Annotated in this window: 20 protein-coding genes and 1 pseudogene; 6 read left to right on the forward strand and 15 right to left on the reverse strand. The window is 59.0% G+C overall.

Annotation, left to right across the window (positions count from 1 at the left end; all coding sequences use genetic code 11):
- Positions 1 to 351: 351 nt before the first annotated feature.
- From ARCT_RS0100580 to ARCT_RS0100590, 3 genes are all read right to left on the reverse strand, one after another.
- Positions 352 to 1,386, reverse strand: a complete 1,035-nt coding sequence (locus ARCT_RS0100580) for an MFS transporter (RefSeq protein WP_154665270.1) — start codon at positions 1,384 to 1,386, stop codon at positions 352 to 354.
- 185 nt (positions 1,387 to 1,571) lie between these two features.
- Positions 1,572 to 2,459 carry an SDR family NAD(P)-dependent oxidoreductase gene (locus ARCT_RS0100585; RefSeq protein WP_027238365.1) on the reverse strand — a complete coding sequence of 296 codons (888 nt, stop codon included), beginning with the start codon at positions 2,457 to 2,459 and terminating at the stop codon, positions 1,572 to 1,574.
- Entirely contained in the window at positions 2,456 to 3,823 is a 1,368-nt protein-coding gene (locus ARCT_RS0100590; RefSeq protein WP_036783789.1) for a flavin-containing monooxygenase, read from the reverse strand. The genes ARCT_RS0100585 and ARCT_RS0100590 overlap by 4 nt, the downstream gene beginning before the upstream one ends.
- 276 nt (positions 3,824 to 4,099) lie before the next feature.
- Between ARCT_RS0100590 and ARCT_RS0100600 the strand changes: the two genes are divergently transcribed.
- Complete coding sequence (locus ARCT_RS0100600) at positions 4,100 to 5,059, forward strand: AraC family transcriptional regulator (RefSeq protein WP_027238368.1); 960 nt, start codon at positions 4,100 to 4,102, stop codon at positions 5,057 to 5,059.
- Positions 5,060 to 5,254: 195 nt separating this feature from the next.
- On the opposite strand, the gene ARCT_RS0100605 is transcribed toward ARCT_RS0100600, so the two are convergent.
- The 8 genes from ARCT_RS0100605 to ARCT_RS0100640 form a co-directional block, all read right to left on the reverse strand.
- A complete protein-coding gene (locus tag ARCT_RS0100605) occupies positions 5,255 to 7,096 on the reverse strand; it encodes an amidohydrolase (protein WP_084300649.1) in 1,842 nt (613 codons plus the stop codon).
- Positions 7,097 to 7,138: 42 nt separating this feature from the next.
- Positions 7,139 to 8,716 carry a gamma-glutamyltransferase family protein gene (locus ARCT_RS0100610; protein ID WP_027238370.1) on the reverse strand — a complete coding sequence of 526 codons (1,578 nt, stop codon included), beginning with the start codon at positions 8,714 to 8,716 and terminating at the stop codon, positions 7,139 to 7,141.
- An 89-nt stretch (positions 8,717 to 8,805) separates the two neighbouring features.
- Positions 8,806 to 9,831 carry an extracellular solute-binding protein gene (locus tag ARCT_RS0100615; RefSeq protein ID WP_027238371.1) on the reverse strand — a complete coding sequence of 342 codons (1,026 nt, stop codon included), beginning with the start codon at positions 9,829 to 9,831 and terminating at the stop codon, positions 8,806 to 8,808.
- Between the two features lie 26 nt (positions 9,832 to 9,857).
- Positions 9,858 to 10,667 (reverse strand): ABC transporter permease, encoded by an 810-nt coding sequence (locus ARCT_RS0100620; RefSeq protein WP_027238372.1) that lies wholly within the window; start codon positions 10,665 to 10,667, stop codon positions 9,858 to 9,860.
- Positions 10,657 to 11,580 (reverse strand): ABC transporter permease, encoded by a 924-nt coding sequence (locus ARCT_RS0100625; RefSeq protein ID WP_027238373.1) that lies wholly within the window; start codon positions 11,578 to 11,580, stop codon positions 10,657 to 10,659. The genes ARCT_RS0100620 and ARCT_RS0100625 overlap by 11 nt, the downstream gene beginning before the upstream one ends.
- A 1-nt stretch (position 11,581) precedes the next feature.
- Positions 11,582 to 12,703, reverse strand: a complete 1,122-nt coding sequence (locus ARCT_RS0100630) for an ABC transporter ATP-binding protein (RefSeq protein WP_036783792.1) — start codon at positions 12,701 to 12,703, stop codon at positions 11,582 to 11,584.
- Positions 12,704 to 12,716: 13 nt separating this feature from the next.
- On the reverse strand, positions 12,717 to 14,375 hold the full coding sequence (locus ARCT_RS0100635; RefSeq protein ID WP_027238375.1) for an amidohydrolase: 1,659 nt from the start codon (positions 14,373 to 14,375) through the stop codon (positions 12,717 to 12,719).
- A 345-nt stretch (positions 14,376 to 14,720) separates the two neighbouring features.
- The gene (locus tag ARCT_RS0100640) at positions 14,721 to 15,419 is read right to left on the reverse strand and encodes a GntR family transcriptional regulator (RefSeq protein ID WP_027238376.1); all 699 of its coding nucleotides are present in this window, start codon (positions 15,417 to 15,419) and stop codon (positions 14,721 to 14,723) included.
- Between the two features lie 288 nt (positions 15,420 to 15,707).
- Here ARCT_RS0100640 and ARCT_RS0100650 point away from each other — a divergent pair, with 288 nt between their 5' ends.
- The 4 genes and pseudogenes from ARCT_RS0100650 to ARCT_RS27340 all read left to right on the forward strand — a co-directional run bounded on the left by ARCT_RS0100650 (position 15,708) and on the right by ARCT_RS27340 (position 18,088).
- Positions 15,708 to 16,283, forward strand: coding sequence for a DUF5938 domain-containing protein (locus tag ARCT_RS0100650; protein WP_027238377.1), 576 nt, complete (start codon positions 15,708 to 15,710; stop codon positions 16,281 to 16,283).
- Between the two features lie 72 nt (positions 16,284 to 16,355).
- Positions 16,356 to 17,471, forward strand: coding sequence for an AMP-binding protein (locus ARCT_RS25030; RefSeq protein WP_051360481.1), 1,116 nt, complete (start codon positions 16,356 to 16,358; stop codon positions 17,469 to 17,471).
- A 46-nt stretch (positions 17,472 to 17,517) separates the two neighbouring features.
- Positions 17,518 to 17,646, forward strand: a complete 129-nt coding sequence (locus ARCT_RS28755; protein WP_276202232.1) for a hypothetical protein — start codon at positions 17,518 to 17,520, stop codon at positions 17,644 to 17,646.
- Positions 17,647 to 17,687: 41 nt separating this feature from the next.
- A pseudogene (locus ARCT_RS27340) lies at positions 17,688 to 18,088 on the forward strand (SDR family NAD(P)-dependent oxidoreductase).
- 33 nt (positions 18,089 to 18,121) lie between these two features.
- Here the strand turns inward: ARCT_RS27340 and ARCT_RS28300 are convergent.
- The gene (locus ARCT_RS28300; RefSeq protein WP_169731197.1) at positions 18,122 to 18,262 is read right to left on the reverse strand and encodes a hypothetical protein; all 141 of its coding nucleotides are present in this window, start codon (positions 18,260 to 18,262) and stop codon (positions 18,122 to 18,124) included.
- Positions 18,263 to 18,382: 120 nt separating this feature from the next.
- Between ARCT_RS28300 and ARCT_RS0100675 the strand changes: the two genes are divergently transcribed.
- Complete coding sequence (locus ARCT_RS0100675) at positions 18,383 to 19,507, forward strand: Fic family protein (protein WP_027238380.1); 1,125 nt, start codon at positions 18,383 to 18,385, stop codon at positions 19,505 to 19,507.
- Between the two features lie 316 nt (positions 19,508 to 19,823).
- Here ARCT_RS0100675 and ARCT_RS0100680 read toward each other — a convergent pair whose 3' ends face one another.
- The 3 genes from ARCT_RS0100680 to ARCT_RS0100690 all read right to left on the reverse strand — a co-directional run bounded on the left by ARCT_RS0100680 (position 19,824) and on the right by ARCT_RS0100690 (position 23,364).
- Positions 19,824 to 21,533, reverse strand: a complete 1,710-nt coding sequence (locus tag ARCT_RS0100680) for a thiamine pyrophosphate-requiring protein (protein WP_027238381.1) — start codon at positions 21,531 to 21,533, stop codon at positions 19,824 to 19,826.
- Positions 21,534 to 21,638: 105 nt separating this feature from the next.
- Complete coding sequence (locus ARCT_RS25040) at positions 21,639 to 22,388, reverse strand: IclR family transcriptional regulator (RefSeq protein ID WP_051360482.1); 750 nt, start codon at positions 22,386 to 22,388, stop codon at positions 21,639 to 21,641.
- A 34-nt stretch (positions 22,389 to 22,422) separates the two neighbouring features.
- Positions 22,423 to 23,364, reverse strand: a complete 942-nt coding sequence (locus ARCT_RS0100690; protein ID WP_027238382.1) for a LysR family transcriptional regulator — start codon at positions 23,362 to 23,364, stop codon at positions 22,423 to 22,425.
- Positions 23,365 to 23,476 lie beyond the last annotated feature (112 nt).

Genomic DNA, 23,476 nt, shown 5'->3' on the forward strand with positions numbered 1-23,476 from the left:
AACCAGAACAGAAGCAGCCAAGGTAATGCGGCAGCCAGTTCCGCCGCCATGCAGCCAGCTTTCGAAGCCGGTTCGGCGAACGGCTGCATCCACTTGTAAAGGCAATGCGTGCTCACGCCCAGCCGCCGGGACATCTCCCGATCCGGCAAGTGGGGTATTCTCGGCTCTTCTGGCAGGAACGCTGTCTGAAGACTTCATTCAGGCAATCCTGACGGATGAGAACCCTCTGCTTGATCCGATGAAGGGGTTGCGCGCGGCTTACCCACTGCACAAGAGGGCTGCCGAGATGCGAGTTTGGATAAGATCCGAACGTCTCAAATTGGCAATGCCGTTCCGTGACAACCGGGATTCTTACATGCGAGAGTGCTCCGGCGTCGTTTGTTGTTGGGCCCGTAGCGAGACCAGAAAGAAAAAGACAATCGCTGCCAACGTGGCTGCACCTGCAAGCGATGTTGTGAGTTTAACCGAACCATCGACCGCGCCGACGGCAAGCGGCCCGACCGCGATGCCCAGCAATTGTGCAGCAGCAAATAGCCGCGCGACGGAGTAGGTTGGGTCCAGTGCCAGCAGCCAGCCGACAAAGAACGGGCCAAGGAACATCCAGCCAAAACCAACTGCCGCATAAAGCAAGAGTAGCTGAGGCGCTTTGGTTGTGATTCCTAATGCAATCATTGACGCACAAATCCCCAATATCATGATTGGTATCAACCAGGAATGCGACACGCGGCCAGATAAGACCATGGCAACACAACCGCCCAGAATCTGGCCAATTAGAACGATCGGGATGGCGAGATCGACCAGCTCTTGGGGGAGCTCCAGTGCGGCAAGATGGACCTCCGAATAGGAGACGACCGACGACAGGCTCGCCATCACAAGGCCGATAACCAAAAGCGCAGTCCAGTGATGCCATTGCAGCGGCGCGAAATCTGCGTCTTGCTCCGCAGATTGAGACAGGGCGACAGGGCGCAGATGAAGTGTAAAGGGCAGGGCTCCCAGGGCAAAGAGAGCAATCACGACAAAGCTTCCATTGCTGCCAAAACGTGGCGAGATCAGCCCGGTCAGCAACAGCGCGATGCCGAATTGCACGACGGTCTGTCCTGTCAGATAGATGGCTGAATTGCGGGTTGGCGCTGCGGATCGCACGATTGCGCTAATCGTCGCGCCCACCAGAACGCCTCCGATCAGCCCGGCGACAAACCTGACCAGCAATTGCAACAGCTCATCTGCGAAGATCGACGCAGCATTCACAACCGCAAGCGCGATGAGGGTCGCAGCCACCCGCCGCGCACTGGCCTGCTCGCCCAGCACCCGGCTGCAGACCACCGTTCCGAGACCGACCCCCAGAAGCTCCAGGCTGAAGCCGAAGCCGATGAAGGACAGCGGCACCCGGCCCTCGTTGTAGAGATCCGTCAGAAACAGGGGGGCGAACCCCACCGCAAGGATGCCGGCGATGCCGATCCAGAGATATAGCCGGACCTGTTGGTTGGGTAGGTTTTGCATGATGCTCCTTTGTCGCGGCTGATATGGCGGGGGATGCGGCTTACTTTAGCTGAACCCAGATTGATTTAGGATCATCCATCGCGTTCCGGTCTTGGGGTCAGGACCAGCTTGCCATTCTGTTCCTGTACCAGCCCGCGTTTGCGCAGATCCTCGATATAACGGCGCATGCCGCGCCGCCCCTTGCGTTCAAAAAACGGCAGCACACGCGGCTGCAGGTTGGGGAACAACATCGCCAGGCGTGTCAGGATTGAATCGCTTGTTTTTGGGTAGGCCTCGAGCTGTGGTTTTTCGAGCACGCGCAGGAAGGTGCGCGCCACGTCGAGCGCGGTCTGCGGCGTGTCGATGAAGTTGAGCACATTGCCATCGTCGAGCGCCTCTTGCCGCAGCATCTGGGTGTCGGTTGCCGTCGGCGCAACGGTGCCGACCTTGATGCCGTGCAGCTCCTCGTCCAATGCAAACGACAGCATTGCACCGCGCAGACCAAATTTTGCTGCCGTATATATTGGGGTCTCGCGCAGGGGCTGGATGCCCCCAAGCGAGGTCGTCGTGATGACACGTGGATCATCGGATTTTTGCAGATAGGGCACGGCGAGGCGGGTCATGATACAGGGCGCCGTCAAGGTGATGTCGATCTCGCTTCGGATGCTCTCGAGCGACCGGCTGTGGAACCGTTCCGAGGTGGTGGTGGCAATGCCGTTGATCAGCAAATCAAGACCGCCAAACCGGGCCTCGGTCACTTCAAGCAGGCGCACCATCTCTGCCTCGTCAGCCAGATCGCCGGCAAAGGGCAGCGCGCGATCACCCAGATCGCGGGCCACATAATTGGCCGCGTGTTCATTGCGGTCGGCAATCACGACATTCATGCTGCGTTCGACCAGCAGGCCCGCCAGACAGGACCCGATGTCGCCGCCGCCGCCGGTGATAATGGCGGTGCGACCTGCGTAACGATACTTGCTCATGCTGCTTTCCCCATCGGTTTCACGCGGCGACGCGCCTCGGTAAACCCTTTCAGGTCTTCATCCTTCAGGGTTTTCCAGCCCAGTTTGCGTGACAATTTGTCGAGATATTTCTTGTAGGTGTCACTGTTCACATAGCCGGTGTGACGGTCCGATTTGACAAAGCGGATGCCATTGCTCAGATCGGGTTCACTGTTGGCGATATGCCTGTCCATCTTGGCGACAGAGGGCTTGCCGTCGATCTGGTCGCGCAGATAGTTGGCGAGCATTAAGGCCATCTGATCGAACATCTTGAACGCGCCGGAATTCGTCTCGATATGGCTGATGCCAAAGAGGTTCTTGTGGCGCCGGTTGAAGATCTGCAGGAACATCTGCGGACGGCCGCCCCTGTAGTCAAAATAGTCCCGCGCAAAGCCCTGTTTCTGGCTGTATCCGGTTGCACAAAGGATCAGGTCGACTTCGATCCGCGAGCCATCCTTGAAGAGCACCTCTTTGCCATCCAGACGATCAATATCCACCTTCGGCGTGATATCCCCATGTTGGAGGTAGTGCAAAAGCTGCGCATTCATCAGCGGATGGCTTTCGAACAGTTTGTGGTCGGGTTTCTGCAGGCCCAGCTTGGTGGTGTCGCCGACCAGCTTGTTCAACAGGAAGGTCATGATCGGGCGGCTGATCCACAGCGGCAGATTGGGGCTTTCCTTGTCAAAAACATCCGCCGGCTTGCCGAAGATGTGCTTGGGAATGAAATAATAACCGCGGCGCATCGAGATATAGGCCTCACGGGCATTGGCTGCGGCGTCACAGGCGATGTCGCAGCCCGAATTGCCTGCGCCGACAATCAACACGCGCTTGCCGGTGAACATCTCCGGGGATTTATAGACCGAAGAATGCAGTAGCGCGCCATCAAACTGCCCCTTCAGCTCTGGCATACGCGGGGTCCATTGGGTGCCGGTTGCGCAGATGACGCCAAGATAGGCTTTCGAGGTGCCATCCGAAAAGGCAACACGCCAAGCGCCGTCTTCGAGTTTCTCGAGATCGGTGATTTTGGTGTTGAAACGGATGTTGTCCGTCAGACCATGCGCATTGGCAAAATCCATGATGTAGGCTTCGATCTTGTCGTGACGCGGATAGTCCGGATAACTTTCGGGCATCGGATAGCCCTCAAAGCCGGACATGGTTTTTGATGAGATGAAATGCGCGCTGTCATACATCGGGGTGTCGTCACGCTGAATGTCCCAGATCCCACCGACTTTTGAGCCGGCATCAAAGTGATCAAACTCCACGCCCTTGAGTGTCAGCGCACGCGCCACCGCAAGGCCTGCGGGGCCCGCACCAATGAGACAGACTGTAGTTTCTGACTTCGACATTATTGACCTTCCTGTTTTTGTGTATTTTCCCGGCCCTCACTCAGGGAGGGGAGGGGGCCCAAACTCTCGGAAATCGGTTTGGGGCCAGGTATTCGGTCAAGATTGCCAGATTGAGCGGGCTGAAAAAGGCCAGCGGCGGCACACAAACGGACAATTTCGGACAGGAAACTGTCTTGTTGAGTGCCGCAAAACTGATACCCTGACCTCAAAGGGAGAGAAACGATCAAAAATCTGGCAACAATACCGCCTCAGGTTCTGTTCTATACCAGCCAGGAGATGCGGGAGCGCGGGTTTGATCTGGGGCAGAATGCGCTGTGGCGCCCTGTCTACCGAATGGTGGTTGACGGCAACCGGCCGCAGGTCACTTTCAATCAGAGCCAGTCATTGATCCATGAGGCAATCCGCCTGGCCAAAGATCCCGATCTTGGGCTCGCTGTCGGACGGCAGCAGAATTTTTCTTCCGCAGGATTGCTGAGCGCAGGTCTGCTAGCCTGTCAGACCCCGCTGGATGCGCTGCGTCTGGGCGCTAAATATCACCGTCTGACGGGCAGTATGCTGGATCTTCACCTGGTCGAAACAGCCAATGGAACCACCGCCCTGACCGCGTCTTCCCGGGATCCGAATTCGCTGATTTTCCGTTTCCTGATCCAGGAGCTGTTCACCAATGTGGCGCAGATTGCGCGCTTTCTGTATCGCCACGGCAATCCGTTGCAGCGGGTTGAGTTCACATTCAAGACCACCAACCCCGCGAATTTTCGCACCGCCTTCAATTGCCCGACGCTGTTTGGCGCATCAGAAAACCGCCTGATCTTCAGCGCCCAAGCGCTGAGCGTTACGCTGGACACTGCGGATCCATTTGCCTTGAAATCCGTCGAAGAGGCCCTGAACAGCCTGATGGAACAGGAACGCTTCAAGCATACACTCGTGACCCACATCGAAAGCATTCTGCTCACGGAACTGGCTGAGACACCCTCGATTAGCGATATCGCCGACCGACTGGCGATGAGCGAACGCAGCCTGCGCCGCAAACTTAGCGATGCTGGCACAAGCTACCGCGAACTGCTGTCCGGGGTCCGTCAGACCCGCGCCATGGAATTGATACGAGCGACAGATCTGCCCCTGAGCACTATCGCTCATATGCTAGGATTTGATGACACGCGCAGCCTTCGGCGCAATGTGAAGCTCTGGACGGGTCAATCCGCGAAGGCCCTGCGAAACGAAAGTGCCCCGGATTAAGAGCGCTTTCGTTGAAACCACAGCGCGCCGCCGACTTCCCACTCTGATCCGCAAGAACAGCTTATCGTGGAAGCTAGACCGCTCGGGTGCTCGGGTTCGCAACAAAACATACGCGCCACTTGGCACGACCGTTGGGCGCTTCTGGACGCGTGGGTGAGGCGGCATCCAATGCCCTGTCAGATGCCGCCTTTTTTCTTATTGGTCCAGGAAGTCTTCGGCGCGATAGACCTCTTGCCCGCCGACCATGGTCAGCAGCACTTTGGTATCGCTGATGGCGCTGGGATCGATCTGGAACAGATCGCGGTCGATCACGATGAGGTCGGCCAGCTTGCCCGGTTCAATCGAGCCAATGTCCTGATCCATGTCCAGCGAATAGGCCGCGTCGATGGTAAAGGCCCGCAGGGCGGTCGGCAGATCAAGACCAGGGTCGTCGCCCAGACGCCCGGCATAGGCCGGATCGGGGCTCTGGTCGTTTTCGCGGGTAATCGCCACTTCCATCGCAAACCATTCGTTCAGCGCATCGACGGGCCAATCGCTGCCAAAGGCGATCCGCGCCCCGGAGTCATGGAACTTGCCCGCTGTTTCGAGATAGGCGAAACGCTCGGGTCCGATGTAATCTTGAACAGTATCAATGGTGTCGGGTGCCCGCTTGCCCCATTGCATCGACAGGACTGGCTGTGCGCCCAGTTCGGCGAACCGGGCATAATCTGTCGGGTCCATCAATTCGCAATGGGCAAAGGCCGGACGGAATGCGGCATCGGGATGCAGGGCACGGGTGGCCTCCAGCGCGTTCAGCGCGACCGTGACTGCGCCGTCGCCATCGGCGTGCAGATGCACCCGCAACCCGGCCTCGGCAAAAGCCGCCATGACGCCGGTCAGCTGCGCTTCGCTGACATAAAGCGTGCCGCTATTGTCGCTTGGTTCAAAGACCGGGGCGTCATCGGTGCCGGTATTGTGCAGATAAGGCGCATTCAACGCGCCATTCAGCGCCGGAGCCTGGATCACGCCATCCATGAACACCTTGGCCGTCCGCACGGACAGGCCCGGTGCCACCGCGCCCGGTGTGGTGTTGTAGGTGTCGCCAAGGGCGATCACCTTGGCGACGGCGGCGGCCGGATCGGCAGTCTCATCGGCAGAAACCACCGGGGCGAATTGCGCCCGTACGGTCAGCAGACCCTCGTCGCGCAGGGTGTTGAACTGGGCAATGCCTTCGGGTCCTGCCGCTGCGTCCAGGATGGTGGTCACCCCCTGGGCACGGATAGCAGCAAGCGCGGCCTCCAGATTGGCGCGGTTCTTGATGGCCTGCAGATCGGCGGGTAAGTCGGGCGCTGCGCCGACGACCATCCAGATAGCACCATCCAGAAAGATGCCGGTCGCCAGGCCATCGGCATCGCGGATAATCTCACCATCGCTGGGATTGGGCGTATCACCGGTGATGCCGGCGGCGCTCAGGGCGGCACTGTTGGCCGCCATGGAATGAAAGTCGGTGGCAATGACAATGATCGGGCGTGCGGTCGGCACCTGGTCCAGGATCGCCGCAGTCAGATCGGCGCCGGCCGGTGTCATCGCCTGGCGGAACCAGCCGTTCACCCGCAGCCAAGTGGTGGGATCTGCCTCTGCCTCTGCCTCGGCACAGGCGGTGATCTTGGCCAGAACCTCCGCCACCGACAGCGGCGCGTAGTTCAGGTTGCAGGCCGTCAGCTGTGCGCCGCCGCCCATCGGATGCATGTGGCCGTCCACCAGACCCGGCATCAGCACCCGGCCCGACAGATCCACCAGCTGCGTGGCGTCACCGATCAGGGCGTCAATGTCGGTGTTCGAGCCAACGGCCAGAATACGGCCATCCTTGACGGCGACGGCCTCGGCGAAATCTGCCTGATCGTTGACCGTATAGACAACACCGTTGTGAAAGACGGTATCGGCAATCTGCTGCGCGCTGGCTGGCAGAGCCAACAGAGCCAGCGCGGCGCCGGCCAGCAACTTTGTCAGCGTCCTGCGGCCGCGAGGATTGAAACCTGTAGTCTCTAAGGTGTCCATATCTAGCTCCGTTATCCCATTGAAGTTTGTTACATTTCGTCGTCAATACCCAAGAGCCAGACCATCCTTGCGCGGGTCAGATCCGCCGATCAAAAGCCCGTCTGCCGTTATATTGATGGCCTGTGCACCACCCAGCGGTTTTTCAGCGACGCGCAGGTCGTGGCCCCGCGCCACCAGTTCGGCCCGCACCGCATCGTCATAGCCGCGTTCAATCTGCATTCCGTCAGGACCGGAAAAGCTGCGGGGCCCGTCGATGGCTTCCTGTACACCCATGCCGAAATCGACCCTATTGCTGACAAACCTCGCGTGGCCGCAGGGTTGATAGGCTCCACCCATCACGCCAAAGCTGGTGCTGACCTTTCCGGCCTCGCGGATCATGCCGGGGATTATGGTATGGGCAGGACGCTTGCCGCCGCCAAGTTCATTGGGGTGCCCCGCGATCAGGTTGAAGCCCGCGCCGCGGTTCTGGAACAGCACCCCATGTTTGCTGCTGCACAGGCCCGAGCCAAAGGCGCTGTAGATCGAATAGATCAGCGACACCGCCATGCGATCCTTGTCAACGACCGTGACATAGACCGTATCTTTGTGGACATGTTCGGTCAGCGGCGCCGCAGCTGCCATCGCCCGGCGCGGGTCAATCAGCTCTGCCAGACTGGCCGCAGTCTGCGGGGCCAGCATATGGGCCAGCCTGGTGGTGTGGTCCGGGTCAGCAAGAAAGCGGTTTGAGGCATCATAGGCGAGCTTGGTGGCCTCTGCCTCCAGATGGGCGCGCTCAACGCCGTAGGGATCCAGCGCGGCGATGTTGAAATGCGACAGGATGTTGAGCAGCAGGATCGCAGTGGCCCCCCGTCCATTGGGCGGATGTTCGCACAGCTCGATGCCGCTATAGGTACCGCTGACCGGATCGCTCCAGTCACAGCTGACCGCAGCCAGATCGTCCAGGGTGTGAACCCCGCCCGCCGCCTGTAGCGAGGTGATCAGGTCATCGGCAACTTCTCCCTCGTAAAAACCGGCGCGCCCATTGGCGGCAACCTGGCGCAACAATTCGGCCTGTCCGGGAGCGCGGAACACCTGGCCAAGCCGTGGGGGTTCACCATCAAACAGATAGGCCTGTCGCGCGGCTCCCGCCAGTTTGCGCGTGCGCATTGCCCAATCAAAGGCCGAGCGCGGCCCGACCGGCACGCCTTCTTCGGCGTAGCGGATGGAGGGTCTGAGCGAAGCTTCCAGACCAAGATGACCCCAATCATCGGAAAGACGGCAGAAGGCATCCACCGCCCCCGGCATGGTCACGGTGTCAATTCCCCAGTCGGGCATGGCGGTCAGCCCCTTGGCCCGCATCGCCTCGGCATCCGCTGCCTTGGGCGCCCGTCCCGACCCGTTCAATGCGACAATCTTCTCCTGCCCTGCCGGTTTCAGCAAGACAAAGCAATCCCCGCCGAGCCCGGCCATATGTGGTTCGCAGAGCCCAAGCAGGACGGCCGCCGCAATGGCAGCATCCGCGGCATTGCCGCCGCTTTCCAGCAGTTCAATGGCGACTTTCACCGCCAGCGGGTGAGAGGTGGCACACATGCCATTGGTGGCAAAGACCGGCGATCTGCCGGGCAGTTGAAAATCACGCATTCGGGTCACATTCTTGGAGGCTGTAAGATATCGGCCCAACAGGGCCGTGTTGGGACCTGCCCCAGGTCTCGCCGAGGCAGGTCGTTTGGTTACTTCAGCAGGTCGGTCCAGATTTTGGTATAAATACTGTTGACCTCTGGCGCGCAGGTTGTCTGCCATCCGCCCGCTGCCTGGAATTCTTCCGGGATATTCAGCTCAGGCGCTTCCTTCAGTTCCGGCCGCATGAAGGCTTCGGAGCCTTTGATGCCATTGGAATAGGTCGCAAAGTTCGAGATCAGCGCGGCATTTTCCGGTGCCATGATGAAGTTCAGGAACTGCTTGGCTGCTTCGGGATGGGGCGCGTCAGCAAGGATCGCAGCGCTATCCATAAAGATGCTGTAGCCTTCCTTGGCAAAACCATACTGGATATCGGGGTTGATTTCGCGCGCCCGGAAAGAGGCGCCGTTGTAATAGAATTGCGCCAGCGTATCGCGGCTGTCCATCTTTTCGATGCCGTAATCCATCGACAACCAGTGTTGCTTGGCATCCACCAGCTGGTCGCGGACGGTTTTCAGGAAGGCCAAATCATCGGTGCACCATTCGCCGCCCGTATAGCGGATTGCGGCATACATCACATCGTTCATTTCAGGCGCGACGTTGATCTTGCCTTTCAGCTCCTCTGGCGGGTCGAGCCAGATCGCATTGGTGTTGACATCACCCGAGTAGTACTTGGTCGCAACCACCGGGCCGATTGTACCCCATTGCCACGGCACCGAATAGTGACGTCCTTCATCCCAGGGCACATCAACCCAGCGGGGATCCATGTTGGAGAAGTTTTCCATTTGATCAGGCCGGGATTCCAGCAGCAGCCCCTCTGAAATCCAGATCGGCATGAAGTTGGCCGATGGAACCACAATGTCAAAGCCCGACCCGCCAGCACGCACCTTGGCCAGCGCGGTGTCGTTGGAATCGTAGTCGGTCACAGTCACATGGACGCCGGTCTCGGCTTCGAATTTTTCCAGAAGTTCCGGGCTTGTGTAGTTACCCCAGTTGTACAGGGCCAGATCGCCATCGGCCTGGGCCATTGTGGCCATAAGTGTCAGGGTAGACACGCTCGCTATCATTTTGAAGGTCATTGTACTCTCCTTGTTGGTGGTTCTCGCTATTTTTTCTTGCGACTTATTATGTAGAAAACGGTGATCAGCAGGACTGACAGCAGCAGCAGCGATGCGGCAGCGGCGTTGACCTCGGGGGTCATGTCGCGTCGCAACTGACCCAGCATGTAGGTCGGCAGGGTCTCTTGCCCGGCAGATTTGACCAATTCTGTGATCACCACGTCATCGAGCGACACCACGAAGGCCAGCATGAAACCGGCCAAAATGCCCGGCCACATGTTTGGCAGGGTGACGTGGCGAAAGGTTTGCCAGGGGCCCGCGTAAAGATCGGAGGCCGCTGTTTCCAGGGTCAGATCCATGCCCTCCAGGCGAGCCCGGATCGGCAGATAGGCGAAGGGGATACAAAACGCCGAGTGGGCGATAATCAGATAGGCCGGACCAGAATAGCCGGTCCAAACCCTGATCTGGGCAAAGACGATCAGCAAGGCAATCGCCGTCACGATTTCGGGCACCATTAGCGGCTGGTTCAGAATTGCAAATTTGAACGTCATGCCGCGATAGGGAGCAGTCCGCGTCATCGCGATGGCCGCCATGGTGGCCATTGTGGTTGCCGTCAGCCCGGCAATGGCGGCGACATAGACCGATGTCTGCGCTGCTGCGATGATCTTCTCGTTCTGCCAAGCCATTTCGAACCAGCGCAGCGAGAAGCCGCCCCAAACTCCCATTGAAGAGGTGGCATTGAATGCAAAGATCACCAGCACAATGATCGGCAGATAGAGCATCACAAAGACTGTAGCGGCAATCAGGCCAAAGCCGGGTTGTGATTTGATGGCAAAGACTTTTTTACTAGTGACCATGGGAGCCTCCGCGCGACGCGTTCCGAATGTAGAAAACCAGTGCCACGGTGACGATCAGCAATAGCGTGATCGACAGCGCCGCCCCGAGGGGCCAGTTTCGACCCTGTCCGAACTGAAGTTCAATTAGATTGCCCATCATCATGTTCTTGCCACCGCCCAGAACCCGCGGCGTTACATAGGCACCGATCGCGGGGATGAAGACGAGGATGCTGCCGGCGATGATCCCGGCCTTGGAGGACGGAATGACGACATGGCGCAAGACCTGCAACCGACTGGCGTAGAGGTCATAGCCCGCTTCGACAAAGCAGAAGTCGAACTTTTCAAGACTGGCATAGATCGGCAGTACCATCAGCGGCAGGTAGACATAGACCAACCCCAGCAGAACCGCGCCGGTTGTGAACAGCATCTGGATCGGCTCATCGATTACCCCGGCCCAGATCAGCGTGTTGTTGATGAACCCCTGATTGCTGAGAAAACCAAGGATGGCAAAGGTGCGCACCAGAAGGTTGGTCCAGAACGGAATGGTGATCAGCAACAGCCACAGATCGCGTGATTTTGGCGGACGAGTGGCAATGAAGTAGGCGGTCGGAAAACCAACTGCCAAGGCCAGGATCGTCGTCATCAGCGCCAATCGGATCGAGCGCCAGAAAATCTGGATATTGGCATCGGCGAGGACCAGATTGCCGTCAAAAATGTCGCGCTCGACCAGAACGTTGGTCCACCCCTCCAGCGAGAACTGCCAGAGTTTGACGTCGCCGAAATCGCCTTTCACCATGAAGGAGTAGAGCAGTACGACCAACAGTGGGCCAACCGATGCGCAGAAAATCGTGATCAGCGCGGGTGCCGACAACAGCCAGCGTCGCCGAACACTGGCGGCCCGAATTATCGCAGCGTTTTCAGAGGCATTCGTCATTTCAATCCCTCAAAATGCGGGCGGCGCCCTGGGTAACTGACAGGCCGACCTTTTGACCTGCCACAAAGCGCGTCGTCGCCCCAACTGCATTCTGTTCGCGCACCACAAAGGGAGAGCCATCGGCCAACTCGGTGTGATAGTGGGTGTCGGTGCCAAAAAACACCGCATTGGTGACCGTGACGGCGATGTCGCCGGGTTCCGGAATCTCGTGCAGGGTGGCGTGTTCGGGACGCACGACCACGGTGACACCGGACCCGACCATGGGCGGGGCAGTCACGCTGGCCTGCAATCCGGCACCAGCCGCCAGGGTGACCTGGGCGGTGTTCTCCGCCACCGCATCGACCACCGCAGGCAGGAAGTTGGATTCGCCAATGAAATCGGCGACAAAGCGGGTCGCCGGCTGATTGTAGATTTCATTCGGTGTGCCGACCTGCAAGATGGCACCTTTGCTCATCACCGCGATGCGATCCGACATGGTCAGGGCTTCTTCCTGATCATGGGTCACAAAGACAAAGGTGATGCCGGTCTGGGACTGCAGGCGTTTCAGTTCGATCTGCATGTCCTTGCGCAGCTTATAGTCGAGCGCCGACAAAGGTTCGTCCAGCAGCAAGACCTTTGGACGCGGGGCCAGGGCGCGCGCCAGGGCGACGCGCTGCTGTTGCCCGCCCGAAAGCTGTGAGGTCTGGCGGTCCTTGAGGTTCTCCATTTGCACCAGGCGCAGCATTTCGGCCACCCGGTCGGCGATTTCGGCCTTGGGTGTCCCCAGCATTTTCAGGCCAAAGCCAATGTTCTGGGCGACGGTCATATGTGCAAACAGCGCGTAGTTCTGGAACACCGTGTTGATTGGCCGCTTGAAGGGCGGCAGCAGAGCGATATCGTCGCCGTGCAGCAAAATCTGACCATCGGTGGGAAAGTCGAACCCCGCGATCAGCCGTAGCAGCGTGGTCTTGCCGCAGCCCGACGGGCCAAGCAGGGTAAAGAACTCGTTCTCGGCAATCGCCACATCAATATTGGCCAGGGCCGTGACGGCGGCGCTTCCCACCCCGAACTGCTTTTGCAGGCCGCGCACATCAACTGCGAATTGCCGGGACTGGTCCTGGGGTGTCTGGAGTTCGGCGATCATTGTGTTATCTGTCTCATGTTTCATAGGTGACACGGCCTCCGCAGATGGTCAGCACCGGGCTGACAGTGCCAATTTCCTGCGGCGCGATGGTCTCGATATCGGCGGACAGCAGCACCAGATCTGCCAGGTAGCCGGGCTTTAGCTGACCTTTCCGGTCTTCGGCATGTTCGGCATAGGCCCCCTCCAGCGTGTAGGCAGAAAGTGCCTCCAGCACAGTAAAGCTCTGATCGGGCAGATCCGGCTCCCAGGGGGTGCGGGTCACGGCAGCCTGGATGCCTGCCAGTACATCAACGCGCGCGACCGGCCAGTCCGAGGCAAAGACCACATGTGCGCCGCTGTTTTTTACGCTGCGCCAGGCAAAGGACAGATGCCAGCGTTCGGGGCCAAACCGGCCTCTGGCGGGCTCTTCTGGAAAATCGAGCAGGCCCGGCACATGTGGCGGCTGCATCGAAGCAATCGCGCCAAGCTCCGCCAGGCGGGGGAGATCATCGCTATGGATCACCTCGATATGCTCGACCCGGTGTCGGGAATCGCGGGGGCCATTTGCCGTCCGGGCTGCTTCGTAGCCATCCAGCACCCGGCGCACTGCCCCGTCGCCAATGGAATGGACCGCAATCTGCAAACCGCGGCGATCCGCTTCTATCGCCAGCTCGTTGAACTGCGCTTGGCTGAACAGGGGGTCACCCTTAAATTCGGGCCTGTCGGCATAGTCATCGACCATAAAGGCCGTATAGGTTTCGCTAACCCCGTCGCAGAAAACTTTGACCATACCGGAATTGATCCAGTCGCCAGTATATGTCTCATGCATCATGCTGGCTTTTTCCAGCATGTCGATGGACATGAAGTTCTTGAAATGGAACGGGACTTTGATGCGGCAAGACAGATCGCCTTCGGCTTCGATTTCTTTAAGCAAATCGAGCGTGTAGAGATTGCCGTCCATATTGTGGATCGAGGTGATGCCGTGACGGGCGCACCAGTCCAGGCCGCGCTTGATCGTCTCGCGGTCCGCTTTGCGATCTTCGTCACTGGGGGCGGGATTTGGCTCACCACCGGTGGACAGGCCGAGGCTGTTGCGATCTTCGCCAGCATAGACATCAATCGGGCCAAAGGCCTCGACCTCGCGCAGTTCGCCGGTGGCCAACCCGTCGGCGCCCATTACAATTTCATTGCCAGGGCCCAGGGTCTTCCCCTGCAAGAGGCCGGTCACTTCCAGCGCTTTGGTGTTCACCCACATGGTATGATGGTCAAAGGTGACAATCGCCAAGGGCCGGTCTGCGACCATGCTGTCGAGCAAATGGCGGTCGAACGCGGCGCCATCCAGCATGTCGTAATCAGCCCCCTGCGCATAAAGCACCTTAGCGTCGGGCTGGGCGAGGGCATGGGCCTGAACGGCGGCGCGGATCATCGCGGCGCCTTTCATTCCAGTTAGTTGCAGGTGCCCCAGCGACGCGCCGCCGCCAAAGACATGCATATGCGCTTCGACAAAGCCGGGGCTCAGCGTGGCGCCCTTAGCATCGACGACCCGAGTCGCCGGGCCTATCATTTCTACGATGTCGGCATCGGATCCGACGGCCAGGATTTTACCCTCTGCAACGGCAACGGCCTGAGCCCGCGGTTGGTCCGGATTCATGGTCACCACACTGGCGCCTTTGATGATCAGTTCAGCATGCATTTGCTTTTGATATTTTCCCCTGGTTTGCGGCCCATTCGGTGCGCTTTTTCCCAGTGGAAACCTCTCTTCTGTTGATGGTTTCTTGTCGTGATACCTTTTTGTATACAATGTGAAGAGAGATTTGACTTGTCAACACCTTTGCAGAGGGAATCCTCACCGAGGGTGCTGGTTGGAGTAGTCAGTGCCTAGAATTACCGCACAAGATGCAAATATCGCCAAGGTTGGGGATCCAGCGAAGCTGGCCATCGCAGGTGTTTCAGCAGAACTCAGAGGGGCAGGCGGGCAAGGCCATCGCGGCAATTTGCCCGACAGCCCCGTTTTCGAGCAATTGACCTGCTGAAAATATTATTCGTGTTTGAGATAGGAATCGCGCAGATCGCTCCGGAGCCGCAACACTCTCAGGATCCCATCCCGCGACTGTTCGATATGGCGGCGGCTTTGCTGGCACGCCTGGTCGACGTCACCTGCGGCGATGGCATCAAAGATGGCCCAGTGGTCCTCTCGTGCGGTTTTCCACTCGTCAAGCTGGGTCAGCTCCATCCAGACAAAAACCTGACACTTGATCAACAACAGATCGATCGCATCCGCCAGCAGGCCATTGCCGCTGAAGCGGGCGATGGCGCGGTGGAAGTCGATGCCCATCTCCATCTCGGACATACGCCCGCGTGGACTATGATCGGTTTGGGCCAGCGCGTCGCAATCGCTGAGCAACTGCCGCAACATTTGCACTTCTTCGGCGGTGATCCGCGCGACCGCCAACCGCGTGGCATAGGCGTCAAGTTCGGCACGAAGGTCAAAAGCCTCGCCCAGCATCGTTTCATCGAACCGCACCACCGCGAAACCCGAGCGCGGCCGTTCGACCACCAGCCCGTCACGCTGAAGCCGGTTCAGCGCCTCACGGACCGGGGTGCGACTAACCCCCAGTTGATTGACAAGTTCCATCTCGGTCACCCGCTCACCTGGTGACAGGTGGCCGGTCACGATCAGAGCCCGGATGGACTCATAGGTCGATTGTCGCAAACTTCCTGGCTCAATGCTGCTCATTGGAGTCTCTATCGGCAATGTCTGCCCTTTAGTGTTACTCAATACCGGTTGACCGGCGTCTCCGCAAGTCGACGGTATACAAAAAAGAAAACAAGCCGGAAGACGCCAGATGAGTCAGCCCACGAAGATCGCCTTCCCCCAACTCGGTCCGTCATGCCGCTGGGGAGGCTTTGTTCTTTTTCTGGTCAATGATTTTCGGAAACAAGTTACGCACTTCTGTTTCCAGGCTTTCAAGGCTGCCGACCACATCTAGCATTTCCATGGTTCGAGCTTTTCCATTGTTAGACATTGTTCGCCACCAGACAGATCGGCGCCGTTGAATGCGGTGCGGGTGATCTCCCCTTCATCGCTGCGGGGCGTGACAAGGCACGCATTCAGGCTGTTGTCGATAAAATCCCGGGAATTGAATCTGCCGATTATGAGGTGGTCGAAGTCGACCACACCGTCGAGGCTCTGACCGAGCTGTTCAAGGGCGCAGAGGTTGTGTCCAATATGGTCGGCCCCTTCATCAAATATGGCCCTGAGGTGGTGGAGGCTTGTTTGGCCGCAGGATGCCACTACACCGACACCACCGGAGAGCAGGACTGGGTTCTGAAATGCGAGCAGGACTGGGGGCGACAAGTTCGCAGAAAAGGGCCTGTTGCTGGTGCCCAACGTGGCGCAGATGTACACCACCGGCGAGATCGCGGCGAACATCTGTCTGGAAACACGTTGCAGGCCTATGCCGCGTTTTCGTTACTGCAACAAAAACCAGATCGGGTTGGCTTTGCCAGCGCCTGCCAAACCTTTGGCCACCGTCAGCTCCTGGGCCAGCTGCAAGCCTTTGGGCTGATCATGAAACCGAACCTGACCATTCAGGATTGATCACGACATGGAGGCCGGTTGCCGCTCAGATTGGGCAACCGGCGCCCATCGTCTTTGCACAGGGGAAGTGTCATGCGTTTGATTGATTTTCTAGACAAAGGGGCAAGTCTGGGCGCCAAGGCTCCCTGTCTGACGATGGCCGGACAAAGCCACAGCTATGGCGATGTCCAGGCCTTCAGCCATCGTGTTTCACATGCCTTGCAGCAGTCCGGCGTTGCTGCGGGAGACAAGGTGGCGATCCTGTCCTCGAACGATCCGGTCGCATTCTCTTGTGTCTTTGGCATATCAAGAGCCGCCGCCGTGTGGTGCCCCATCAACCCGCGCAATGAACTTGCCGTGAACGCGGATCTTCTGGACGGGACGGACTGCAAGGTTCTGATCTTTTACAGCGATTATCACGAGATGGTCGCGGCGATGCAGAGCAAGCTACCAAAAATAACAGCCTGGGTCTGTCTTGATGCCGAATTGGATTTTGCCCAATCCCTCAAGGCTTGGCTTCCGACGGGTGAGATCGCAGCTGTCCATGTAGACCCAATTGACGATATTGCACTGCTGCCAGGCACAGGCGGAACAACCGGGAAACCCAAAAGCGTCATGCTGACGGGTCGAAATATGGAAGTCATGAGCGCCATGACCCTCATGGGTTATCCATTTTCGCAACGCCCGGTGTATTTGGCCGTCGCACCGCTGACCCACGCGGCGGGGGTGCTTTGCTTTCCTGTGATGGCAATGGGCTGCGAGATCGTGATCATGAAAACGCCCGACATGGATACATTCCTTGATCTGATTGAGATCCACAAGGTCACGCTTACATTCCTGCCACCAACCGTCATTTACATGCTGCTGGACAATCCACGCCTGGATTACAGCGATCTGAGTTCGGTGGAATGTTTCTGGTACGGTGCGGCACCCATTTCGCCGGTTCGCTCGCGCGACGCATTGGAACGATTTACCCAGATCGAGAGTCGGCAAGGTCATCAAGTCAGAAGTCCGGGAACGACTACGCGCGCAGGAAAATGCGGAAGGCCTTCAACATGGATGATGTCACGGCCAAGGCCAGCCGTCATGCCATCACACACCCAATCGCCATGTTTCGCAAAGACGTCAGATCGATGGCGCGGGCATCGGCTTGCAGCACAGTCTTCGCCTGTGTTGTCACGCTGTACCAGGCCACTTGAGTTTTCTTAGAGCAATGAAATTAAACGGCAATTCTGCCACAGTGGAGGAAAGATATATGAAACGTTTTGAAGGAAAGACCATCTGGATCTCCGGTGCAGCCAAGGGCATTGGTCAATGTGCAGCCATTGAATTTGCCCGCGAAGGCGGCAAGGTGATTGCAACGGATGTCACACTGAGGGGCTGAAGGCGGCCTTCGTGGATCATCCCGAGCTCTCGATCGACACGATGGCCCAGGATGTCACCAACTTCGCCGAATGGGAGCGTCTGGGCAAAGAGGTTACTGCGAAACATGGCAAGCTTGAGGTGTTGGTGAACAACGCGGGTATTGCCGATTTACCAGTGTCCTGGACATCACGCCGGAAAAATGGCGACAGACCCACGCGGTCAATTCCGACGGCATGTTCTTTGGCACCCAAACCGGTATTCGCCTGATGAAGGACCAAGGCGGTGCAATCGTCAATGTCGTTTCGATTGCCGGCAAGGTTTCAGAAATGCAGTTGACGGATTACTGCACCTCAAAAGGATCGACAAATCTGATGACCAAGCGGAAGCCATCACAAATGCCGTCGTTGGCGGGCGCATCGCCTAACGCGTTGTCATCTTTTATTTCAGGCCGCGTTAGGTGATGCAGTGATTTTTCATAATGCAGATCATAAGGATTATGGCGTGTAAACCACCGCATCGCCCTCAGGTTTGGATATGTGACGAGCCTTTGAAACCTGGCCGGGCGGATGGCTGCACAGAGCATTGATCGCCTGGGCACGTTGCCAGATCAGCAGTTCACGCAGGCGAAATAGCATGGCCGCGCCTTGCGTCAGTCTGCGCCGATTGCCGTCCAAGGGTTACTTTGAGCAATAGTATTGCCTCCTATAGCTCATAAATGTAATATATGTGAGCTATAGAAAGGGCATCTATACCTCATGGCTTGGAATTGGACATTGCCGGGTTGGCCGGATTTCCGGTACGACGCCTCTGCTCTCGAATCGTTCGAACAGAAGTTTCTACTGTCGTCGGGGGAAATTCTTGGCGCGGTTCATCATGTCAGCCAGCCAGCACGCGAGCAACTGCGCATCGAATTGCTCAGCGAAGAAGCAATGCAGACAAGCGCCATTGAGGGTGAAATTCTCGACCGGCTCAGCGTCCAATCTTCGCTGCGACGCCATCTGGGGCTCGCCCCTGACAGCTACCCTTCCAAGCCGCGCGAGCAGGGCGTGGCGGAAATGATGGTCGATGTCTATTCCGGCTTTGCGGATCTGCTGAGGCACGAAACATTGTTCCGCTGGCACCGGATGCTGCTGTCCCATGATCGCCAATTGGAAACCATCGGCGCATATCGACAACACGCTGAGGCGATGCAAATCGTTTCCGGTCGCTTTGATAGGCCAACGATCCATTTCGAAGCGCCGCCCTCAGCACGGGTTATGCCTGAGATGGAGCGTTACGCCGCCTGGTTCAACAAGACCAGGCCGGAGGGGACAGAACCACTCCCGGCCCTGACCCGCGCAGGGCTCAGCCACCTTTATTTTGAGAGCATCCATCCCTTTGAAGATGGCAACGGTCGGCTCGGCCGCGCTCTGGCTGAAAAGTCGCTGGCGCAGAACATTGGTCAGCCAACCCTCATCGCGCTTGCCTTTACCATCGAAAAAGAACGCAAGGCTTACTACGCGCTGCTCGAACAGCATCAAAAGACGCTCGACGTCACAGCGTGGCTCATCTGGTTCGCGGAAATTGTTTTGACCGCCCAACAAGTTACACTTGATCGCGTGGGGTTCTTTATCAACAAGGCACGTTTCTATGATCGCCACAGAGACCAGTTGAACGCGCGCCAGGCCAAGGTCATCGCCCGGATGTTTCGGGAAGGCCCTGGCGGTTTCAAGGGCGGCCTCAGCGCCGAGAACTACCTCAAGATCACCGGAACCTCACGGGCAACCGCGACCCGCGATCTGCAGGACCTGGTCGAGAAGGGGGCGTTCAGCCGAACCGGCGAACGACGGCACACGCGGTACGGGCTAAATATCGACCAAGATGTTGAAAGTATCCAATGAAACAGGGATGGCGCTGGGGATCTTGCGATGTTTTCCACCATCCGACTTTCATCAGCTCAGGACACTGCGGGTAATCCCCCCCCCGATCTTCAGGGGATGCGGAAGTAGAATTTTCTCGGCGCGATGAACGAGACGATTCCGATGAATATGACAGGAGTCAGCGAAGCCCAAATCATGGCTGTCCTACCCCGGAGCTGTCCGCGAACACGGCATCCGGCACTAAGCTTGGGCGCAAGGCCTGTGTTTGCAGGCCGGATCCAATCCAGAGGGTGAAGGGGCGAATGCCACTGCTCCATCCGACGAAACCAGACTGACTTCAGGACTTTGAAATCGCGACTTCAATGAGCGCCAGCCCCTTCTTCGCCGCGACGTGATCGAGAGCCTCGGTCAGGGCGTTGCGGAACTCGGCCACGGTCTTTGCGTGGCGCGCAAAAGCACGGGACGCCTCGGCGACTTTCACGAAGTTCGGGCTGGGCGAGAGGTCCGTCAGCGGCACCGTGTTGGCACGTGAGGCATGGCCGTCGGGGTAGACGTCGAGCACAGACTGACGCACCGCGCCCCATTCGGCGTTATTCAGCACCAGTACCAGCATCGACAGGTCAAGCGCCTCGGCGATCTGGTGGCAGGCGACGGGATTGGCGAACATGTAGGAGCCATCGCCCATGGTCGCCACTACCACCCGCTCGGGCCGCGCGAGGGCAAAGCCCATCGCTGCAGGGAAGCCCCAGCCGAGGCCCCCGGCATGCGGCCCGTCGAACCAGCTTTGATGTGTTTCGAGCTTCATCGAGGGCAGCTGGCAGCCGAGCTCTGAGAAGACGGACGCCTCGCGATCCTGCAAATGCAGCGACAGCTCGTGGCTGATCCAGCGCTTGGTCAGGGCCGTGGCATTTTCATCGGCCAGTGCCGCGTCGAAACGGGCCGTTCTGTCGGCCTCATTCGCCTGGGCGACGGCCTTGCCGCGGGCCGCCGCCGTGCCATCGCTGTCCGTGAATTTCGAAAGCGCGGCCTCAAGCGCGAGGATGGCGGGGGCAACCTCGCTGGTCACGCCCAGATCGCAGCGGAAATTGCGCACGCCCGAGCGTTCCTGCAAGGGACGCGGGCCGATCTGGATGACGGTGGTGTCTTCCAGCGGTTCCACATCTGTCGGCGCCCAGGGCGCCAGCACGTCGAGGCAGAGGATCACATCGGCCTTTTCCAGCCATGGGCGCGGGTCCGGCCCGGTTGCCATCGGGTGCGTGGTTGATAGCGCCAGCTCCACGGCCCAGTATTGGCAGACCGGGATGCCCCATTCTGCCGTCAGGCGCGCCAGCGCGGCAAAGGCCTCCTGTGATCCCGCACCGTGTTGGGCAAAGATCACCGGGTGCTTTGCCTCCACCAGCAGCCGGGCGACCTCACCCATCGTGGCGGGGTCGGGCGCAATGGTGACGGGGCGCATCTGCGGGCGACGCAGGGCGCCCTTGGCGGGCACCGTCTCGCAGAGGACCTCGCGCGGCAGGCTGATATAGACCGGCCCCTTGGACGTAGAGGCGGCGATGCCATGGGCGCGGTCGGTGACGTCAAAGACCTGTTCGGGGAAGCGCAGCTCGTAATCCCATTTGGTGGCCTCTCGGATCAGGCTGGCCTGATCGAGCATCTCCTGTCCCCAGCCGATGGGCACGGTGCGGGCACCCAGCCGTCCTTTTTCCAGCGTCGGTGTGCGGCCCGAGAACAGCAGCATCGGGATGTTGTCGCAGGCAGCATTGATCGCGCCCATGGCCACATTCGCAAGGCCCACATTGGTGTGCACCATGACGGCCTGCGGGCGGCCCGTGGCCAGCGTATAGCCATGCGCCATGCCGATCGCGGCGCTCTCAAACGGCACAGTGACGGTGCGCGGCAGCGACATTCCTTCGGCCTCGGCTTCGGATAAGCCTTCGATAACAGGGGGAAAATCGGTGCCGGAGTTGGTGAATACATAGTCCACGCCCAAGGCGCTGAAACGCGACAGCAGCGCAGCTCCGGCGGTCATTTTCTTATCGTCACTCATCTCGGCCTCGTGTATTTTCTCATATAGTGAGATAGATATCTCATAAATGATTGAGAGCCCGGCGATATTTGTCAAGCGTCCTGACAGGCTATTGCGGGATCCAGGCTATTGCGGGATCGCGTTTGAAACTTCTTGTGCCGCCTCAGCGAGGCTTGCTGCAATGCGTGTCACGTGGTCCGTCGAAAAACGGCTGGCCATGCCAAAGGCCGAGAGTGTCAGGCGCAGCCCTCCGGCCTCGTCAAAGACCGGAACGGCCACGGCCCCGATGTCCGGCTCGCTTTCGCCGCGATTGCAGGCGAATCCGTCCTGTCGCGCACCGTCGATTTCGCGGTTCAGGGTCTGGGCATCGGCCTTGGTCATCTTGCCGGTCCGGATCAAATCGCCGATCCGCGCGGCGCGCTCCGCAGGCTCCATATGCGCAAGCCAGAGCTTGCCCTGCGCCGAGACGTGAAGCTCCAGCATCCGGCCCACTTGGATGTTTACCGAGATCGGACGCGGCGCGATGGCCGTGGCCAGACAGACGACCCCCTCGCGGGTGATCTGCCCCGCCATGACGGATTCATTCAGGCGGCTGCTGATCTGGGCGATGACTGGCTGAACAAGCGTCGCCAGCGGATTGGTGCGTTCCGCGATACGGCCAAGCTGCTCGATATGGTGGCCGAGGCTATAAGCCCCCCGACGTACCTGCACCACGGCCCCGACTTCCTCCAGCGTGATGAGAAACCGATGCGCCGAGCTGGCGCTCATTTCCAGCGAACGCGCAACCTCGGCCGCCGTTACCTGCGGTTGCTGCTCCGAAAAGAGGTCGAGGAGTTCGAAGGCCTTGATCAGAGACCCGTTCATCGGTGTGGCCATTCAGTTTGCTCCGAAGTTGGTGGACGACCTGACGCTACGCGCGATCCGGGCTATTGTCGGCATTGTCGCAGATGTCGGGGTTTTGAAACAGGTCCCTGATCTGCTCGCGCAGCCAGACACAGCCGGGATCCTGCATTGTGTTGATGTGCCAGACGAGCTGCACCTTCTGACGTCCGCGCGGTAAAGTCATGTCGAGAAGCGTGGCCTGTCCCGCCTCGACCATCCGCCGCCCGAGATAGCCGGGCACAATGGCAAAGGCGTTCAGGGTCGAGAGCAGCTCTGGCAAGGCGCCAAAATTGCGGATCCGCATACAGACATTGTTGGCCAATCCGCGTTCGGCAAGCACCTGTTCGACATCGTCAGCATAGGTCAGGCTGGGCACCGCCATCACGATCCGCTCCTGGCACAGGTCCACGGTGGCCGCGCGCCGGGGCGACAGGCCCGGCGGGCCAATCACGCGGTAATCCTCGTCAAAGAGATGCATCTGCCGAAGCTGCGCATCCTGCATTTCCAACAGGCCGATGGCCATTTCCGATTCCCGTGTCGCGAGGGTCCGGGTCAGGTCGAGGAATGGCGAGGAGGCATTTTCTAGCCTGATGCCCGGCCCACGTTCGAACACGCGCCGGGCAAGCGGTGCGAGGAAGACCTGCTCGCCCAGCCCAGACAGGGACAGGCGAAAGGTCCGCGTGCTGCTCAAGGCATCGAAACTTGCCGCATCGTTCAGGACTGATGCAATACCAGAGAGATGCTCGCGGATGTCGGGAACGATCCGTTCGGCAAAAGGCGTTGGCTCCATCCCCCGCGCACCGCGAATGAACAGTGGATCGTCCAGCATCTGACGCAGACGCGCCAGCGCATTCGACGTGGCGGGCTGGCTGAGGCCAAGATTCGCGCCGGCAACCGACACGGATTGCGAGTCATAGATCTGAAGCAACAGGTCCAGCAGGTTCAGGTCGAGGCGGCGTGGGTTTATCATTTTTCTGAATAGTCTCTATCCAAACTATCATTTGGACTTTAAGCACCGTCCCTTCCATCGTCCATCCTGCTTTTCGGAGGAGTCGCCCGTCTTGGGCAAGGGAAGCACATTA

The sequence above is a fragment of the Pseudophaeobacter arcticus DSM 23566 genome, from assembly GCF_000473205.1.
Taxonomy (GTDB): domain Bacteria; phylum Pseudomonadota; class Alphaproteobacteria; order Rhodobacterales; family Rhodobacteraceae; genus Pseudophaeobacter; species Pseudophaeobacter arcticus.

Bases quoted from the DNA above. Each gene is read 5' to 3' on its own strand.
- ARCT_RS0100585 (WP_027238365.1), bottom strand. From the start codon at position 2,459: ATGAGCAAGTATCGTTACGCAGGTCGCACCGCCATTATCACCGGCGGC.
- ARCT_RS0100590 (WP_036783789.1), bottom strand. From the start codon at position 3,823: ATGTCGAAGTCAGAAACTACAGTCTGTCTCATTGGTGCGGGCCCCGCA.
- ARCT_RS0100600 (WP_027238368.1), top strand. From the start codon at position 4,100: ATGCGGGAGCGCGGGTTTGATCTGGGGCAGAATGCGCTGTGGCGCCCT.
- ARCT_RS0100605 (WP_084300649.1), bottom strand. From the start codon at position 7,096: ATGGACACCTTAGAGACTACAGGTTTCAATCCTCGCGGCCGCAGGACG.
- ARCT_RS0100610 (WP_027238370.1), bottom strand. From the start codon at position 8,716: ATGCGTGATTTTCAACTGCCCGGCAGATCGCCGGTCTTTGCCACCAAT.
- ARCT_RS0100615 (WP_027238371.1), bottom strand. From the start codon at position 9,831: ATGACCTTCAAAATGATAGCGAGCGTGTCTACCCTGACACTTATGGCC.
- ARCT_RS0100620 (WP_027238372.1), bottom strand. From the start codon at position 10,667: ATGGTCACTAGTAAAAAAGTCTTTGCCATCAAATCACAACCCGGCTTT.
- ARCT_RS0100625 (WP_027238373.1), bottom strand. From the start codon at position 11,580: ATGACGAATGCCTCTGAAAACGCTGCGATAATTCGGGCCGCCAGTGTT.
- ARCT_RS0100630 (WP_036783792.1), bottom strand. From the start codon at position 12,703: ATGATCGCCGAACTCCAGACACCCCAGGACCAGTCCCGGCAATTCGCA.
- ARCT_RS0100635 (WP_027238375.1), bottom strand. From the start codon at position 14,375: ATGCATGCTGAACTGATCATCAAAGGCGCCAGTGTGGTGACCATGAAT.
- ARCT_RS0100640 (WP_027238376.1), bottom strand. From the start codon at position 15,419: ATGAGCAGCATTGAGCCAGGAAGTTTGCGACAATCGACCTATGAGTCC.
- ARCT_RS25030 (WP_051360481.1), top strand. From the start codon at position 16,356: ATGCGTTTGATTGATTTTCTAGACAAAGGGGCAAGTCTGGGCGCCAAG.
- ARCT_RS28755 (WP_276202232.1), top strand. From the start codon at position 17,518: ATGAAACGTTTTGAAGGAAAGACCATCTGGATCTCCGGTGCAGCCAAG.
- ARCT_RS28300 (WP_169731197.1), bottom strand. From the start codon at position 18,262: ATGCTATTTCGCCTGCGTGAACTGCTGATCTGGCAACGTGCCCAGGCG.
- ARCT_RS0100675 (WP_027238380.1), top strand. From the start codon at position 18,383: ATGGCTTGGAATTGGACATTGCCGGGTTGGCCGGATTTCCGGTACGAC.
- ARCT_RS0100680 (WP_027238381.1), bottom strand. From the start codon at position 21,533: ATGAGTGACGATAAGAAAATGACCGCCGGAGCTGCGCTGCTGTCGCGT.
- ARCT_RS25040 (WP_051360482.1), bottom strand. From the start codon at position 22,388: ATGGCCACACCGATGAACGGGTCTCTGATCAAGGCCTTCGAACTCCTC.
- ARCT_RS0100690 (WP_027238382.1), bottom strand. From the start codon at position 23,364: ATGATAAACCCACGCCGCCTCGACCTGAACCTGCTGGACCTGTTGCTT.